General features: G+C 75.3%; 9 protein-coding genes. All 9 read right to left on the bottom strand.

Annotated features, from left to right (window positions below; genetic code table 11):
• Nucleotides 1–286 precede the first annotated feature (286 nt).
• A complete protein-coding gene (locus ASF44_RS22800; RefSeq protein WP_056901548.1) occupies nucleotides 287–5,476 on the bottom strand; it encodes a hypothetical protein in 5,190 nt (1,729 codons plus the stop codon).
• Nucleotides 5,473–7,470, bottom strand: coding sequence for a hypothetical protein (locus tag ASF44_RS22795; RefSeq protein WP_056901547.1), 1,998 nt, complete (start codon nucleotides 7,468–7,470; stop codon nucleotides 5,473–5,475). The genes ASF44_RS22800 and ASF44_RS22795 overlap by 4 nt, the downstream gene beginning before the upstream one ends.
• Before the next feature lie 15 nt (nucleotides 7,471–7,485).
• Entirely contained in the window at nucleotides 7,486–8,412 is a 927-nt protein-coding gene (locus ASF44_RS22790; RefSeq protein WP_056901546.1) for a hypothetical protein, read from the bottom strand.
• Nucleotides 8,409–8,726: a hypothetical protein gene (locus tag ASF44_RS22785; protein WP_056901545.1), complete on the bottom strand. Its 318-nt coding sequence runs from the start codon at nucleotides 8,724–8,726 to the stop codon at nucleotides 8,409–8,411. Before ASF44_RS22785 ends, ASF44_RS22790 begins: the two co-directional genes overlap by 4 nt.
• A 42-nt stretch (nucleotides 8,727–8,768) precedes the next feature.
• Nucleotides 8,769–9,083, bottom strand: a complete 315-nt coding sequence (locus ASF44_RS22780) for a hypothetical protein (protein WP_056901544.1) — start codon at nucleotides 9,081–9,083, stop codon at nucleotides 8,769–8,771.
• Between the two features lie 49 nt (nucleotides 9,084–9,132).
• Entirely contained in the window at nucleotides 9,133–11,865 is a 2,733-nt protein-coding gene (locus ASF44_RS22775; RefSeq protein ID WP_056901543.1) for a phage tail protein, read from the bottom strand.
• A gap of 441 nt (nucleotides 11,866–12,306) precedes the next feature.
• Entirely contained in the window at nucleotides 12,307–14,574 is a 2,268-nt protein-coding gene (locus ASF44_RS22770; protein WP_056901542.1) for a putative baseplate assembly protein, read from the bottom strand.
• 4 nt (nucleotides 14,575–14,578) lie between these two features.
• The gene (locus ASF44_RS22765) at nucleotides 14,579–14,971 is read right to left on the bottom strand and encodes a GPW/gp25 family protein (protein WP_056901541.1); all 393 of its coding nucleotides are present in this window, start codon (nucleotides 14,969–14,971) and stop codon (nucleotides 14,579–14,581) included.
• On the bottom strand, nucleotides 14,968–16,524 hold the full coding sequence (locus ASF44_RS22760; protein ID WP_056901540.1) for a hypothetical protein: 1,557 nt from the start codon (nucleotides 16,522–16,524) through the stop codon (nucleotides 14,968–14,970). Before ASF44_RS22760 ends, ASF44_RS22765 begins: the two co-directional genes overlap by 4 nt.
• Nucleotides 16,525–16,603 lie beyond the last annotated feature (79 nt).

Raw genomic sequence — 16,603 nt, 5'->3', positions numbered from 1 at the left:
CCCCTGTGCACACGCCGAGGAGCGCAGTGGTCTGGGCGGCGCGGGGAACCTCGCGCTTCAACATCTGACTCATTGCACTTGTTCGAGCTGAGTGAACGTAGTGAACGGTGCGAGTTGCGCAATGAGTCAGTTCACAAAGCGCGAGGTTCCCCGCGCAGCCCATGGCACTGCGCTCCTCGGCAGGGGCACAGGGGGAAGTCCCACATGGGCCATCGCTGCGCTCGGCCTGGGACTCGGGCCGTCGCTTCGCTCGGCCGAGGGGGACGGCTGGAGATTCCATGTCATGTCACCTGAACAACGTGCGCCGCGCCGTCGTGGCCGCCAGGCTCACGTTGGTGGCCATGTCGAAATGCACGCGCACGTCGTCGCCCAGGTCCACGCGCGTCTGCGCCGTGTGCACCACGCGCGCCATCACCTCGCCCTGGCCCAGGTCCTCCACCGTGGCGCGCGCGACCAGCTGGTCGGCCCGGTACAGCAGCGCGGCCATGCCCACGCGCAGCGGCGCGGCGTCCAGCACCGTGAGCGGGATGCGCACGCCCGGGCTCACGCCCGGCGTGGGCCGGGCCATGCGGCCCTGCACGATGCGGTCCACCGGCGCGTGGCTGGCCAGCAGCAGGCACATGCGCACCACGTCGTTGACCAGCGCCACGGCCTGCGGCTGGCCGGGCTCGATCTGGCCGAACAGCCAGTCGGCATAGGCCTGCATCTGGCGCCGGTCCAGGTAGGGGATCTCGGCCCAGCGCGGCAAATTGGCCAGGTTGCGCAGGTTGGGCGCGGCGTCGAACTCGGACAGCAGCTCGGCCCACTGCAGCCGGATCGCCGGCAGCACGCCGCTGAACTCGGCATGCAGGCAGGCGGCCACGCCGCGGATGCGGTCCAGCTCCTCGGCCGCGGCGCGCGCCACGTCGGCACGGCCGTGGCCGCCCTCGGCGAGGTCGCCGAAGCTCACCACCTGGGCCGCCTGGTCGCGCACGCCCTGCCAGGAGAGGCTGGTCAGCAGGTTCAGGTTCATGGTCTGCAGCGTGGCCACGCGCGGCGCCAGCGCCTCGGTCTGGCGCGTGGCCAGCTGGGCGATGCCGGTGGCCAGCCGGCTGGCGCCGGACACCACCTGCGTGGACAGCCGGGGCTGGGCCAGGCCGGCCAGCGCGCGCACCTGGGCGCCGTCCAGCAGGCGCATCAGGTGGTCGACTTTGTCCAGCCGCTGCAGCAGCGGCGGCACCTGCACGAACCAGGGCGCGGGCGCCTCCCGCACCACGCGCAGCATGTCCAGCAGTTCCTCCGGTGGCTCGGGGTGGGCGCGCAGGCAGGCCGGCACGGGCGCTTCCACGAGGCCGGGATCGACCGCATGGGTGGGCGTGGCCAGCAGGTTGTCGGTCTCGCGCGGGCGCACGTAGGCGATGAACTTGACCTCCTCGGCCAGCACCTTGGCGCGGCGCGCGTTGATGGCGGCGATGCGCTCGGTCTCCTCGTCCAGCAGCGCGCGTGTGACGCTGACGTCGTGGCGCGCCTCGGCCAGCTGGCTGGCCACCTCGGCCTGGCGTGCGTCGAGCGCGCCGATCTGCCCGCGCAGCGTGGCCAGCGCGGTCTCGCAGCGGCTCAGCGCATCACGGTAGACGGTCAGCCGTGCCTCCAGCCGGCGCAGCATGGCGATGGTGTTGTCCGACAGGCTCACCGCCTGCGTGAACAGCGTGGCCTCGTCGAGCGCGTTGTCGCTGCCGGTGGGCGGGCGGGCCAGCGCCTCCTGCAGCGCGGTGTTGCCGCGGAAGTCGGCCAGCGGGCGCTGCAGCGTCGGCGGGGTGGTGGCCGGCAGGCCGGCCAGGAAAGGATCGCCCGCCAGGCCGGGGACCTGGAAGTCCTGCAGCAGCGCAGGCACCTCGCCGCTGTCTTCGGCGGCGAAGGCCTCCAGCAGATTCAGCAGCGACGTGACGGTGCGCGCGCGGTTGGACAGCGCGTAGTTGCGCGCCTCGGGCGAGGGCGGGTTGCGCAGCCGCTCGGCCAGTGCCGTGGTGCGCACCTCCGACAGGCCCACGACGGGGTTGGCGTAGACGATGTTGAGCGGCGCCGTGGGCCGCTGGACCAGCACGCCTTCGGCCAGGCGGCTGGCGGCCGCCACGCTGGCCACGCCCGCGCGTGCGGCCAGGTTGGTGCTGCTGCCCAGGTTGGCCTGCTGCGCCGCCTGGCCGGGCCGCACGGCGAGCGCGCTGGCGGCCAGCAGGCTGCCGCTGCTGGCGCCGGTGATGGTGCCGATGCGCACGGCCGAGATGCTGCCGATGTTGGCGGCCAGCCGGGACACGCCCGGCCGCTGCGGCACGGGGCCGGGCGCCGGTGCCGGTGGCGGCGCGGGTGGCGCCGGCGGCGTGGAGGCCGCCGTGGCCGTCTGGCGCACGCGGTCGATGTAGGCCCCGATCTCCTTCTGCACCTCGATCGCGCTGTCGGACTTGGCCAGCGCCGCCAGCGTGGGCGAGATGGCCAGCCGGCCGGCGTCGGTCGCGCTCATGGTCAGCTGGCGGATGCGGTGCATGTCCACCTGCATGTGGGCGAAGCCGAAGTCGGTGATGTCGTCGGCCCGGTCGATGCGCTGGCGCAGGTAGTCGGCAAAGCCCTGCAGGCCGCGCAGCAGCAGCTGCGACTGCTCGTGGCCGGACAGGCGCAGCAGCAGCGGGTCGCCCACGAGTTCGGTGTAGAGGCTGACGGTGCCGATGCGCGAGGACGGCGTGGGCGTCAGCACGCCCAGGTTGTGCTGCGGGATCGGCGCCGGCGCCAGGAACGGCGCGTACGGCGGCACCGTGGTCGGCCGCGGGTCGGCGCTGATGGCGGTGGGCCACAGCAGCACCGGCGCGGGCGTGGGCTGCGTGGCGCTGGGCGGCGGCCGGTGCAGCAGGTCGCTGACGGCGAACTGGCCCTGGTAGGCCGTCAGCACCATGCCCAGCGCGGCGTAGCGCGAGGCCCCGTTCGGCAGCTCGGCCGCGGTGGGCAGGCGCAGCGGCAGCTCGACCCAGCCGCCCGAGCGTGGCAGCGCGCCGGCGCGCTGGGTGCGCGCGTTCAGCGTCTCCAGCCCCGGCACGGTGCGCATCAGCTCGGCCTGGCGGTTCTCGCCCCAATAGCCGAAGGCGTACTGGATGCGCGATGCGGCCGGCGGGTCCGGGCGCAGGTCCAGCAGCATCAGGCCGGCCCACAGCGAGCGGGGCGGGTTCAGCTCGTCCAGGTAGATCCAGCAGCTGAAGCTGTCGCCCGCGCCGATGGCGATGCTGGCCAGGCCGCCCTGGCCGTTCGTGGCCGGCGCGTTGTGGACCACGCTGTGGCCGCGCCAGCCCGTGGCCGGCGGGTAGACCAGGCTGAAGCCGCTGGTGGGCACGCCCAGGCGCCGCGCGGCCGGGGTGCCGGTGCCGGTGCCGGTGCCCGGCTGGCCGAAGATGCCGCCGTCGCCGGCCTCGGCCTGCAGGTCGGGCAGGCTGGGCTCCACGCCGCGCTGCGGCTCGAACGGCGCCCACAGGTCGTTGGCGCTGAGCAGGTCCCAGGGCTCGTCGCCCTGCACGCGCGCGCCGGTGGGCAGGAAGTTGCAGAACCACTTGCGCCAGACCTCGGCCGTGCGCGCACCCGTCAGGCCGAAGGCGGCGAGCCCGTCGTAAAGCGCGAAGGCCATGCCATCCACGTTCTGCCCGGCCAGGCCCAGCGCGCTGGCGGCCACGGTGAGCATGACCCACTGGCCCGGCGTGGGCAGGTCGCCCACGCGCAGCCGCGCGGCCGTGCCGTCGGCGCCGCCGGCGATCAGGTTCTCGCCCCAGTAGGCGCGGTGCTCCCAGCCGTTCGGGCCATGCCAGCGCAGCATCAGCGTGCGCGGTGGGTTGTCGGGGTCCAGGCAGACCCAGCAGAACAGGGCTTCGTTGGGCTGCACCGTGAACGGCGGCGCCGCGCCGTCGAAGAAGTGCTGGTGAAGGCCGGCGCGCAGCGCGCTGCGGTGGCCGCCGCCGGGCGGCGGCTCGCCCCAGGGCGCGAGCGATTCGGTCTCGACCGCGAGCGGGTCGTCCTTGAACGAGGCCACCGTCTGCACCTTGCCCGACAGCGCATGGTCCAGCATCGCGGCCTGCTGGCGCAGGCCCTGGCGCAGGCCCAGCGTGCGCGCGCGGCGCAGCAGGTGCGCGTCCAGCGTCTGCTGGAACAGCGGGTCGATGCGGGCGCGCTGCAGCAGCCCCGGCTCCCAGGACGACAGCGGCACCGGCACCAGCAGCCGCACGCTTTCGGCCGCGCCGACCGCCAGCGGCGCCAGCGCCGCGCTGGCGCGCACCGCCAGGTCGAGCTGCTCGACCGGGATGGGCGCGGCGTCGATGTCGAAGCCCACCGGGAAGAATGCGCTGCGCGGCCCGGCAGGGTCGAAGGCGTTGCGCGGCAGCAGGCCCACGGGCGGCAGGAAGCGGCCGAACGCATCGTTGAGCGTGCCGGGCGCGGGTGCCGGCTCGCCGCTGGAGGCCACCTGCTCGGCCAGCTGCTCGATGCGGGCCTGCCACAGCGCGGGCCGGCGGCTGTCGGCCTGCAGGCGGCCGGCCATGGCCACCAGCCGCGCGTCGCGGGCCTGGCCCCCGCGCCGCACCACGCTGGCGCGGTCCAGCCACAGCGGTGCGCGCGTGGCCCCATCCAGCGCCACCAGCGCCAGCGGCTGGCCCCAGGCCTCCCAGGGCAGCACCTGGCCGGCGGGCAGCGCCTCCTCGGCCTGGAACACGGTCCAGGCCAGCGCGTTGCGCAGCTGCACGGCGGGCACGGCCGGCACGCCGCGCCACTCGCCGGGCCACACGAACCACAGCAGCCGCGCGCCGTCGGCCATGCGCCAGTCCTCGAACGCGGCGGCATCGCCGTAGGTACCCTCGTCGCAGGCGCTGCGCTCGCAGGGGTCCATCGGGTCCAGGCTGGCGCGGTCGGCCACCACGGGCTGCAGCACCAGCACGCCGATGGGCGGCAGCGCGGCCGGGATCTCCGGGCGCGGCACACCGCCCGGGGTGGCGGGGGCGCCCAGCGCACCCAGCGCGGCGCCGATGCCGCGCGAGCGCAGCGTCGGCGGATCACCCTCGGTGCCGGCACCGACGCCGCTGCCGTCCTCGAAGAAGCCGGCCGGCGCCACCACGGGCACGTCGGCCAGGCGGCAGCGCAGCGGCTGCTGCAGCACCAGGTCTTCGCCGCTCGTGGCCAGCGCGAGGCCGCGGCCGATCTCCAGCTCGACCGCCTCGAAGCCGGTGGAATCGGGCAGCAGCCGGACCGACAGCTCCAGGCCGTCGACCACGCCGGCCGTCCAGTCCTGCCCGCGCAACGCGAGGTGGCCGGCCTGCCAGGCCTGCCACTGCGTGAGCGCGCCGGCCGTCAGCGCGCGGCCCGGGAACACGTTGGGCCGGCGCCGCCAGTCGGTGGCCGCCTCGGTGGCGCTTTGCGGCGACAGGCCGATGACGCGCTCGCCGGCGAGCGCGCCATCGATGGGCGTGGTGCTCACGGCGCGTCTCCTGGCTTGGTGGGGGTCTTGGTCCTGGCCTTGGCCGGCGCCTTCTTCGCGGGTGCTTTGCGGGCGGGTGTCTTGCGGACCGCGGCCTTGCGCGGCGCGGTGTCCCGTTCGGCCTGCGGTGCCGGGGCGGGGGCCGCGGCCGGCGCGGCCACCGGCGCCTGCGCGGGCGCCTCGGCCGGCGCAGCGCCGGGGCCGCCCGGCGTGCGCGTGAGGCGCTGGCCCAATTGGGCCAGCCGCGTGCTGTCGGCGCTCTGCGCGGCGGTGTCGAGCTTGCGCCACTGGTCGTTGCTGGCCAGGCTGGTGAGCGCGGTGCGTGTCACGGCCTCGCTGCCGGTGGCGCGTTCGAGCTTTTCCAGGCCGCTGCCGGCGCCGCCTGCCAGGTCGGCGCCCACGCGCAGCACGCGGGCCTGGTCGATCTGCGGCGCGCCCTCGACCTTGGCGTTCAGCGCGCCCAGCGCGGCGGCGGTCAGCGTGGGCGAGGCGGCCACGCGCGGCGTGGCCAGGAGCGAGACCACGTTGGCGGCGGCGCGCGTGCTGGAGGCGGCCAGCACGCGGTCCAGTGCGGGCCGCAGGCCCAGCGCGTCCACGCGCGCCATCACGCCGCGCTCGACCGGCACGTCGTCGCCGCCGGCCACGGCCACGGGCCGGCCCACCAGGTCGTCGCGGTAGGCCAGGTTGCGCCGGCGCAGGTACCACAGGCCGGGCAGCTGGGCCAGGCGCGTCCATTCGGCGTCGGAGGGATTGGCCACGTCCACCGGCACCAGCGGCTGCGGCAGGCGCAGCCGCGTGAGGATCTCCAGCGGCTTGCGCTGCGCGATCAGGTTGGGCGCGGCCGGGCGCAGCGGGCGGGCCACGGCGGTGAGCCGCGCGCGCACGGCGCGGAACTCGGCGCGCGGCACGGGCGCCAGGATCAGCACGGCGGTCAGGTCCAGCGCGGCCTCGCTGGCCAGCAGGTCGATGGGCGGCAGCGCCAGCGCCTCCTCGACCAGCGCCGGCAGTTCGTCGTCCGGGACGATGGAGAAGTCCACGTCCACCTCCGACGGGAAGTAGCGCTGCGTGAAGTCGCGCGTGTCGATCACGCCGGGCGGCAGCGGCCCGGCCGAAGGCAGTGCCGGGAACTGGGTGGCCGCCGGGAAGCTGCGGCTGCCCAGTTGCTCCACCACCTCGGCCAGGTGCGCCTGGTACTGCAGCAGGTGTGCCAGCCGCAGCCCGCGCGGCACCAGGCCCAGGCCGGGCAGGTCGCCGCGGTCGGCGCCGAGATCGCGGCGCACCATGGCCTCGTCGATCCACACCACGCTGTTGGACTGCAGCGCCAGCATGGCCACGGGCAGCACGTTGGCCGACCAGCCGGGCGCGCTGGGCTGCGTGAAGATGCGGCGCGCGGCCGTGCCGCGGCGCGCGTCCAGCGCATCGGCGGCGCCGTCGTCCTGCCAGGGGATCAGCACCACGGCGGTGGCTTCTACCACGTCGCCGTCCTCCACGGTGCGCGCGCCGGTCAGCGTGGTCGGGTAGGCGCCGATGGGGTTGGCCGTGAACTCGACCGGCCGCAGGCCCAGCACGAACAGGCCGGTGCGGCTGCGCAGCGGCGCGGCCGGCTGGCGCGACAAGCCGAAGCGGGCCGACAGCTGCTCGGCGAGCGGGATGTCGGCCAGGTTCAGGTCCAGCCGGCGCGGCAGCAGCACGAGCTCGCCGGCGCCGGTGATGCCGTCCCCGGCTGCGATCGTGAGGCTCTGCGGCGTGGGGCCCCGGGCCACGTCCAGCCCGTGGGCGACGCCGCTGCCGGCCGCGCGGCCCAGGTCGGCCTCGCGGGTGAGGAAGTACTGCTGGTCGCGCACGAGGTCGCGCGCGGCCAGGAAGCGGCCGTCGAAGTAGCGCGGGCGCTCGCGCCGTGCGTCTTCCACGAGCACGCCGCGCTGGCGCAGTTCGGGCGCCTCGGCCGGGTCGATGCGTTCGCGGGCGGCGCCCTGGGTCAGGTTGATGGCCATGGCGGACTCCTTGGACTACGAACCGGCCCACTGCGCGAACAGCGCGGCGGGTGGCAGGAAACGGCGGCCCCAGTTGTCGACCAGGGGCAGGGCGGCGGTGCGCGCCGGCGGCGTGGCGCCGTCCACCGGCAGCAGCACGCGGGCCAGGAACACGGCGCTGTGGTCGGCCAGTTCGGCCGGGTGCTCGGGGGCGGGCTCCAGGCCGCCGTCCCCGCCCTGGCCGCCGGCGTGGCCGCTGGCGGACCAGCCCAGCAGCACGGCGTCCTGCAGCGCATCGCGGCGCGCCTCGGGCGTGGCGGTGGCGTCGCCCAAGGCCGGGCCGCCGGGCGGCAGCGGCAGGCCGTGGTAGCCGGTGTCCAGGCCGGGGCGGGCGATCAGCTGCAGCGCGTAGGCGTCGCGCAGCCGCGCGACGGACACCGCGTTGAGCGCGTCGAACGGCCCCTGCGCGAAGCTGGGCGTGAGCCCGCGCGGGCAGGCCACGAAGCGCAGGAACACATCGGCCACCAGCGCGCGCGCCGGCAGCGTGGCGCCGGACGCGGTGAAGCGCGGCGAGACGAAGCCGCCCAGGTCGTCGTAGCAGGCCTGGGCCAGCGCGTTGCCGCCCGGGCTGACGACGGCGGCCAGCGCCTCGAACCAGCGCGGCAGCCGCAGGCAGGCCTCGCGCGGCAACTCGATCAGGCGGCCCAGGCGGTCCACGGCCAGGCCGGGCTGCACGCGGATCTCCTCGACCTGCGTGTCGCTGCCGGGCACATGCTCCACGCGCAGCCCGGCCAGCGTGCCGGGGCCGGCCAGGAAGGCCAGCGCGCGCGCGAGCCGGCCGCGGTGGTAGGTCTGCTCGTCGCTGAAGTCCTGCGCGTCCAGCAGCATGCCGGTCGCGTAGGCCAGCCGGTCGGCGTTGGGCCGGGCCAGCAGCGGGTCGGCATCCGGGGCCAGGGTGCTCATCGCGGTCTCCTCGGGTTGGGGGTGCGCACCGGCGTGACGACCGGGCGCACCGGGTTCACGATGGGCGTGACGATCGGCGTGACCACGGGGGTGGGGCGCACGGGCGTGACGGGTGTGACCGGCGTGGGGATCGGCCGGTCCGGCACCACCAGCCGCTGGACCTGCACCACCACCTCGTCGGCCACGCGCGAGCGCAGGCCGGCTGCGTCCAGCACCTCCAGGCGGAAGCGGTGCCGGCCGACGGCCAGGCCGGCATCGACGGCGATGCCCGGCGTGTCCGTGGTGATGGGCTTGCCAACGGCGAACTGCGCCATGGGTTCAGTCCTCGCCGCTGCTGCGCCGCGCGCGGTGTGGTTTCATGTCACCGGTCCCATGTAGGTCCAGACGTACTTGACCACCTTGCCGCCGCCCGCGTCGAACGAGGCCGAGCCGTCGAGCTCGAAGCTCTTGCCGAACGCGGCGATGCGCGGCCCCCGGATCACGGCCGTGGGCGCGTCCTGGTCGGCGATGATGATCACGACCTGGTCGGGCTGCGAGGCGTTGCCCGCGTCGTCGACCACGACCAGCCGGAAGGTCTGGCGCCCGATGGGCATGGGGTTGTTGGGGCCGACGGTGACCTCGATGGTCGGTGTGTCGGTGGAGATGTCGACGCCAGGGGTGAATTCGGCCATGGTGGGCTCCTTGGGTTGCGGGTTCGGGGATCGGCTTCAGGGATCGGCTTCAGGGATCGGAAGGTGGCAGCCAGCGCCACCGGTACTGGGCGATCGCGCGGCCCGAGGCCGCGCGCGAGCCGCTGCCGTCCAGCACGAAGCTGGCGCCGGGCGGGGCGCGCCGGTCGGCGCCGGCATCGGCCTCGGGCGGGGCCGCGGCGGTGGCCGCAGGCGCGCCGGCCAGGCGCGGGTCCAGCACGGCAGCGCTGACGAGGTAGTCGCCCAGGCCCAGGCCGCTGCGCTGCACCTGCACCGGGCGCGGCAGCCGCGGCGGGCCGAGGTAGGTGTCCACGCCGACCAGGCTGGCGATGCCGACCAGCAGCGGCCAGCTGGCCTGGGCCACGCGCAGCTCCACATGGGCGGGCGCCTCCAGCTCCGCGATGCGGCGGATCAGGCCCAGGTCCTGCGGCTCCACGGCCTGGTGCACGAGCACCGTGGCGCGGTGCGCCAGTTGGGCATCGAAGGCCAGCGCGGCCTGCTCGCCGGCCGCGCCCAGCTGGCCGGCGTCGAACAGCGCGGCCAGCTCGGCCCGGGCCTGCTCGCCGACGAACAGCGTGTCGCCCACGACCGAGTTGCCGCTGACCTGCAGGCCGGGCAGCAGCGGGTCGCGCTCGTCGGCCAGGTCCACGCCCAGCAGCGTGGCCAGGATGCGGCGCAGCCGGAAGTCCTCCACCACCAGCACCTCGCCGCCGCGCACGGCGCCGCCGGTGGCGATGTCCAGCGCCAGCTGCAGGCCGCGCCGCGTGCCGTGCCAGCGCGCCAGGTCGGACGCAGCACGCAGCCAGTCGCGCCGGCGCGCGGCCGGCAGCGCGGGGTCGAAGGCCACGCCGATCCAGCTGGCCAGCCAGTCCAGCCGGCTGTCGTCGGCCAGCGCCGGGTCGCTCAGCAGGTGGGCGCTGGCCACGCGGTCTTCCAGCCGCGTGAGCACGCCCTCGAAGCTGGCCAGCAGGCGCGCTTGGAAGTCGGCCGGCGTGGCGCGCGGGCGGTAGATGGCGATGGCATCGCCCTCGTGGCGCAGCCGCCAGGCGCTGGCGCCGTCCTGCAGCAGCCAGGCCTGGCCGGCGCGCTCCACCGCGATGTGGGCGGCGGCCCCCAGCGTGACCTGCTCCAGCAGCAGGCGCGCGCGCAGCGCGGCGTCGCTGGCGTCGGCGGCGTCCAGCGCGGGGCCGAAGTCGGTGTCGATGGCGGCCAGGCGCTCGCCGGGCTGGCTGGCGGCGCTGCCGAACAGCGACTCGCGGTACAGGCGCGGCAGGTACTGGTCCACGTAGGAGAAGCGGCTGCCCCACACGCGCAGCGCGGCGATCTCGGGCGTGGCATGGCCGTCGCCCTGCAGGGCCACGCGCAGCCACAGGTAGCGGCCGGCCAGGCTGCGCACGCGCTGGCGGCTGTTCTGCACCAGCACCGAGAACAGGCCGGATTGGCCGGGCTCCTGCGCCCCGCCCAGCAGGCCGGGGTGGTGCGGCAGCTCGCTGGGCACGGGTTCCCAGACGGCCTGCGGCAGCTGCGGCGCGCCGAGCTGGTGGTGGCCGAAGCCGTGGGCGTGCCAGGCCAGGCCATCGTCGGCGGCCGGCGGCGCGGGCTCGTCGGTGGCGGCCAGCCAGGCGACGAAGCCGGTGCGGGCCGGCAGCACGGCCTCGGCGAACAGGCGGTGCCAGACGGTGGTGGTGTCGCCGCTGTCGATGAGCCGGGCCACCAGCCCGGTGGCGCTGTCGGCGTAGTGGCGCGCCTCGCCCTGCGCGGCGAAGCGGTTCAGCGAGAGCGCGTGCAGCGGCTCGGCACCGGCGCTGCCCACCGGGTAGCAGGGCGGTTGCACGGGGCCGTTGCAGAACGGGGCCTCGTTGGCGTCGGGCGCGAGCGGGTAGACATCGCCCAGCGGGTCGCGCGGGCCGGGCGTGGCGCCGAGTGCCCAGGCCGGTGCGTCGCGCCGGCCCGGCACGCGCAGCGCCACACGGTCGGGCGCGAGCCAGGCGAGCGCATGGGCGTAGGCCGCGCCCTGCGGCGCGAAGGGCGCCTCCCAGCGCTGCGCATCGGCACGCCAGCGGCGCAGGCGCGGCGCGCCATCGGTGGCCCAGCTCAGCAGCGCGAGCGCGCCGTCGGGCCCGCTGGCCAGCGCCACGGCGTTCTCGCTGCCATCGCCGGGGGGGCCGGCGAGCAGGCGGATCTGCGGCGCGCAGGCGTTCTCGGGGCTGGGGCGGAACACGCGCGGGTCGTAGTCGTCGGGCTGCGGGGTCTCGGTGCGGCGTGGCCGGCCGGTCAGGCGCGCCAGCCGGCCGGTGCCGCGCTCCAGCAGCCAGATGCCGCCGTCGGCCGCCGGCGCCGCGCGCCAGGGCGTGAAGCCGGCCAGTGCCACGCGCACGTCGCCCCAGCGGCCGCGCAGGTCGTGCAGCAGCACGGCGCCGGGCAGCACGGCGTAGAGCACGCCGTCGGCGCCGCCGCACAGGTCCGTGGGCGTGGCGTCCAGCGCCATCAGGACGGCCTCGTCGGGCAGCACGCTGCGCACGCGGACGGTGCCGCTGTCGGCATCCCAGCGGGCGACGCATTCGAGCGCGTCGATGGCGCGCGGGATGCGTTCGAGCGCTTCCTGGGCGGCGGTGAAGGCGGCGGCGGGCGCCAGGGCCAGCGTGAGCGTGCGTTCGGAGGCCAGGCGCAGGCGGCGGCAGTCGGCGTCCCAGGCGGTGTGGGCGTGGAACGGGAAGTGCGCGGATTCGCCGAGCAACCAGAAGCGTTGGCCGTTGGCGTCCATGTCAGTGCTCCAGGCCCGAAGCCAAGGCCGGGGGCATGTCCCGGCCTTTGGTGCCAGCAGGGAACATTGCGTCTGATCGAGGTGAGGAGGTGGGGCTATCCAGCCCACACCCGGACTTACTTTTCTTGCTTCGCCAAGAAAAGTAAGCAAAAGAAGGCGACCCCGGTGCCCCTGTCCCTGCGCTAGCGCTCCGGGCAACCTGCGGTGCTCGCGCTATGGGCTGCATTGCGCAACTCGCTTCGTTCACTGCGTTCACTGCGCTCGGACAAGCGCAATGAGTCAGTTCACGAAGCGCGAGGTTCCCCGCGCAGCCCATGGCACTGCGCTCCTCGGCAGGGGCACAGGGGAAGTTGCCATTCGGGCCATCGCTGCGCTCGGCCACGGGCTCGGGCCATCGCTGCGCTCGGCCTCGGCTTTGGAGGTGGCGGCGGTTCTGTTCCATCAGCACAGCTCCGGCACGACGGGCACGGCCACCGCGCTCGCGTCGGCGAAGGGATTAGGCAACGCGCGCAGGTCGGTCGGCGCGCTGGTGCCCTCGATGGCGATGACCGACAACAACTCCGGCAGCTGCCAGGGCGAGAGCACCAGTTGCTGCGCGCCATCGGCCGCGATGGCCGGCAGCAGCTGCCAGTCGTCGCCCTGGCGCTGGAACAGGCGCAGGCCGCGCAGCTCGTCGACGCCCGGCACGCGCGAGACCTCGACCTCGAGTTCGCGCGAGCGCACGCAGCGGCCCAGTGGCCAGCCACCGCCGTCCAGCCCGCCGGGGGCCAGCGGCCACAGCAGGCGGCGCAGGGCCTCGCGCACGGCCAGCAGCACCTGGTCGCGCGCGTGGCCGTCGCGCACCAGCACGGCGACCGACAGGCCCAGCGCCACGTAGTCGCAGCCGATCACGTAGAGCTCGGTGGCCAGCGGCGTGCGCACCGACAGGTGGGCGTGCAGGCGTTCGATGAAAGGCCGGTCGGGCCGCGGATTGGGGGCCGGCGCCAGCGGCGCGGCCGGCAGTGCCAGCACGCTGACCACGCCGGGGACGTGGAAACGCCGGTCGCGCGGCTTGAAGCGCGGCAGCACCTCGATGCGGCCCACGTCGATGGACGGCGCCTCCAGCGCCAGGCTGCGGTAGTCGTCCTCGGTCACCGCGCGGTCGCGGTGGCGCAGGCGGGCCGGGATGCGGCGCTCGGCCACGGCCAGGGTCTCGGCGTCTTCGCCGCCGGCCAGCGGCAGCGGCTGCAGCACGCGGATGGGCGGCGCGGCCTGGCCGGCCAGCACGGTGCCGGTCAGTTCGGTCAGCGCCAGCGGCGGCAGGTTGCCGGCGCGGCCGCCGCCGAAGCGGCCCAGCGCGAGCCGCACGCGCATGCCGGCCTCGGGCACCTTGCCGCGCAGGCCGTCGCCCAGGCGCAGGGTGCCGGCCTCGGCGTCGAGTTCGTAGGCGGTGGCGTCGCGCGCGACCTGCGGGTCGGCATGGATGGCGGCGAGGTCGTCCACGCGGCTCCAGGGCTGGTAGCCGCGGCCCGGCGCCTCGACCTCGATCTGCAGGCTGGCCGCGTCCACCGAGCCCAGCGGCAGCGCGAACTGCTGGTCGGCCGCGCCGTTGGAGGCGCCCAGCACGCGGCCGGCCAGCGTGCTGCGCTGGTCGATCTCGACCGCGTTGATGCCGATCCAGGCCAGTGGCAGCTGCTGCACGGGCTGGCCTGGTTGCGGCCGCAGCCGCAGCCAGGCCACCAGGCGCGCGGCACGGGCCGGGTCGTCGAGCCGCGGCGGGGCATCGCCCACGCCGGCATGCGGGTTCTCGCCCACGTCGTTGGACGGGGCCCAGATGGCGCGCTCGTCGGGCAGCTGCAGGCGCAGCGTGCCGGCGCGGGCCAGGCCGCCGCTGGTGTCGGTGCCGCCCTGCACCGGCAGGGTGATGTAGCTGGTGTCCAGGCCATTGGCGCCGCGCGTGGTCATCTCCCACAGCACCGGCACCGGCGTGGGGGCGGTGACCTCGTCGAACGGACCGGCCGGGCGCACGGCCGGCACCACGCCGACCGACAGCAGCGGCGGCAGCGCGGCATCGCCGCCGCCCAGCGCGTTGCGCACCGCCGTGTTCACGTCGCCCTGCTGCCCGGGCTGGCGCGCGGGCGGGGCCAGCAGCGCGATCCACAGCGCGCGGTCCACGCTCTGCGCGAACACGTCCACGCCCTCGGGCGCGGCGCGGCCCTCGGCGAACACGGGCGTGGTCTGGTAAGCCTTGAGCGCACCGCTGATGCGGTGGATGCGGGCCAGGCCCTGCAGCAGGTCGCTGCGCTGGGCCAGTTGCGCGGCCGGCAGCGCGCGCTTGATGTAGGCCTCGCCGGTGATGGGCAGCACCGTGGTCTCGGCCAGGGTCTCGAACGGCACGGCGGCCTTGAGCAGGGCGCGCGGCTGCAGCGTGTGCGCGGCCAGCTCCGTGTCGCGCGCGAAGGCCAGGCCGACGATGCCGCGCGCCGGCAGCGCGGGCGCAAGGCCCATGCCCAGCAGCTTCAGGAACACCAGGCGCTGGCGCTCGGGCACCAGGTTGGCGCGGTACAGCAGCGCATCGCCGAGCCAGGCGAACAGCTCGATCAGCGTGCGGCCGGGATCGCCCTGGCGCGGATGCGTCCACTCCGGCGTGTGGGCCGGGATGCGCGCGATCAGTTCCTCGACGAGGTCGTCGAAGCGGCGGTCGTCCAGCGAGGGAGGCAGGAGCGGCATGGCGTCAACCCTCTAGATCTACTGTCACGTTCATGGCGCCGGCCTGGCCGGTGCGGGCCAGCCGGTAGGCGATCTCCACGCGCACCTGGCTGGGCGCGCCCGCCACCTCCCAGACCTCCACGCTGTCGAGCAGGATGCGGCTCTCCCAGCGCGTGAGCGTGTCCTGCACCAGATCGCGCATCTCGCGCCGCGTGGCGATGGTGTTGGGCGCGTGCAGCAGCCGGTCGAGCCCGCCGCCGAACTCGGGCCGCATGAGCTGCTCGCCGGGGCGCGTGGACAGGATGGCGCGGATGCCGTCGCGCACGCTGGTGGCGAGGTCGGGCCAGGCCAGCGCGCCGTGCGCATCGGGCAGCGGCAGCAGGGGCCAGCCGAGCAGGGGGCGTGGATGCGCGCTCATGGCTTCGGCGGGATCTTCGGGAACGGCAGGCAGATCTTCATCGAGAACATCCAGCCGAACACGATGTTGAAGAGCCCCAGGAACAGGTTCAGCACCAGGAAGGCGCAGATCGTGATGATGGGGATGTTGAAGCTGCAGATCCAGGTCAGGCCGAAGTTGCTGCTCTGGCCTTCCCCGTCCAGCAGCTTCTTGCTCGATCCGGACAGCAGGCTCTGCAGCGAGGGCGGCACGACGAAGGCCACGCTGGGCTTGAGCGCGCCGAGCAGGGCCTTGTCGCTGGGATCGGGCAGCGCGATCTGCACGGGCGGCGCGCCGGCGCCCTCGTACCAGGCGGCGATCACGAAGGGCTCGCTGGCCTCGCCCCAGAGGATGCGCGCGGGGCAGGCGCCCTCGGGTGCCAGCCGCACGAAGGCGCGCAGCTGGTAGCGCGCACCGGGCTCGTCGAAGCGCCCGCGCTTGCCCTTGACCGCGGCGAAGCGGCCCTGCATGGCGGCGTGCAGCGCATCGAGCAGGCGCTGCGCGGCCGCGGTGCCCATCGCCGGCCAGGTGGCGGGCATCTCCAGGCCGCTGGGCTGCTGCTGCAGCACCACGGCATGGGCCTGCTGCAGGAACTGGTCGGCCCGCACCAGGCGCGGCTGGACTTCGCCGCTGCGCAGCACCAGCGGCAGCTGCAGCGAGGCCAGCGCCTGCAGGATGGGCGCGCCGCCGCTGCCGAAGGCGTCGAACTCGCTGGCCAGCTGGCGCAGCAGCAGCACGAAGCGGGTCAGGGCCGCATCGGCATCGGCCTGCTCGCTGTCCTTGAGCCAGGCGGCCGTGATGGTCTGGCCGCTGCGCGGCAGCCCCATGGCGCGGCCCTGCAGCGCCAGCACCAGGTGGTCGCGGAAGGCGGCCGAGCGCGGGCCGAAGTCGGTGCCGGGCGCGGCGGCGAACGCGTCGTCGGCCTCGCTGATCTCGCTGCTGACGGTGGGCACCAGGCCGTAGTACAGGCTCTGGCCCGCATCGGCGCAGACGTCGGGCGGCGCCAGGTACAGCGGGATGGTGGATTCCTCCAGCGCGCTGTCGGGCTGGGCGTGCGTGAAGGCGGCCAGCTGGCGGTCGATGTCGGGCACGCCGGTCAGGCCGCGCTGGCTGCGCTGGCCGGGCAGCGGGTCGGCATCGGCCCCGCCCACGCGCGTGAGCGGCAGCCAGCCGTGGATGCGGCCGCCCGATTTCATCCAGCCCTCGGCGCGGCCGTCGGTGCCGATGCGGCGCAGCACCAGGCCGGCGGCCTGGACGCGCCTGGGGTCCAGCCGCGGTTCGCCGGCGGTGTCGCACCAGGTCTCCAGCAGCGCGAGGTGGAACTGGCGCTGGATCGGCTGGAACAGCTTGAGCGTACCCTGGCCGTCGAGGGCGCGGGCGCGCAGGGCGCGCAGGCGTTCGCGGCCCGCGGTGCTGCGCAGGTCGGCCAGCGTGGCGGGCAGGAAGTCGTCGTCGCTGCGCTGCAGCAGCCAGGGGCGGGGGCTGCGGGCGAGGCCGCGGGGGGCGCCGATGAGGACGGGGTGGTGTGTGGCCATGTCAGTGTTCCGTGGCCGAGCGATCCCGGCTCCTGGAGCCGGCGGGAAGCACTACGTCTGATCGAGGTGAGGAGGTGGG

The sequence above is a fragment of the Pseudorhodoferax sp. Leaf274 genome, from assembly GCF_001422445.1.
In the GTDB taxonomy this organism is placed as follows: Bacteria; Pseudomonadota; Gammaproteobacteria; order Burkholderiales; family Burkholderiaceae_C; genus Pseudorhodoferax.
The sequence above is the reverse complement of the archived record's forward strand: the minus strand, read 5'-3'. Positions and strand labels throughout refer to the sequence as shown.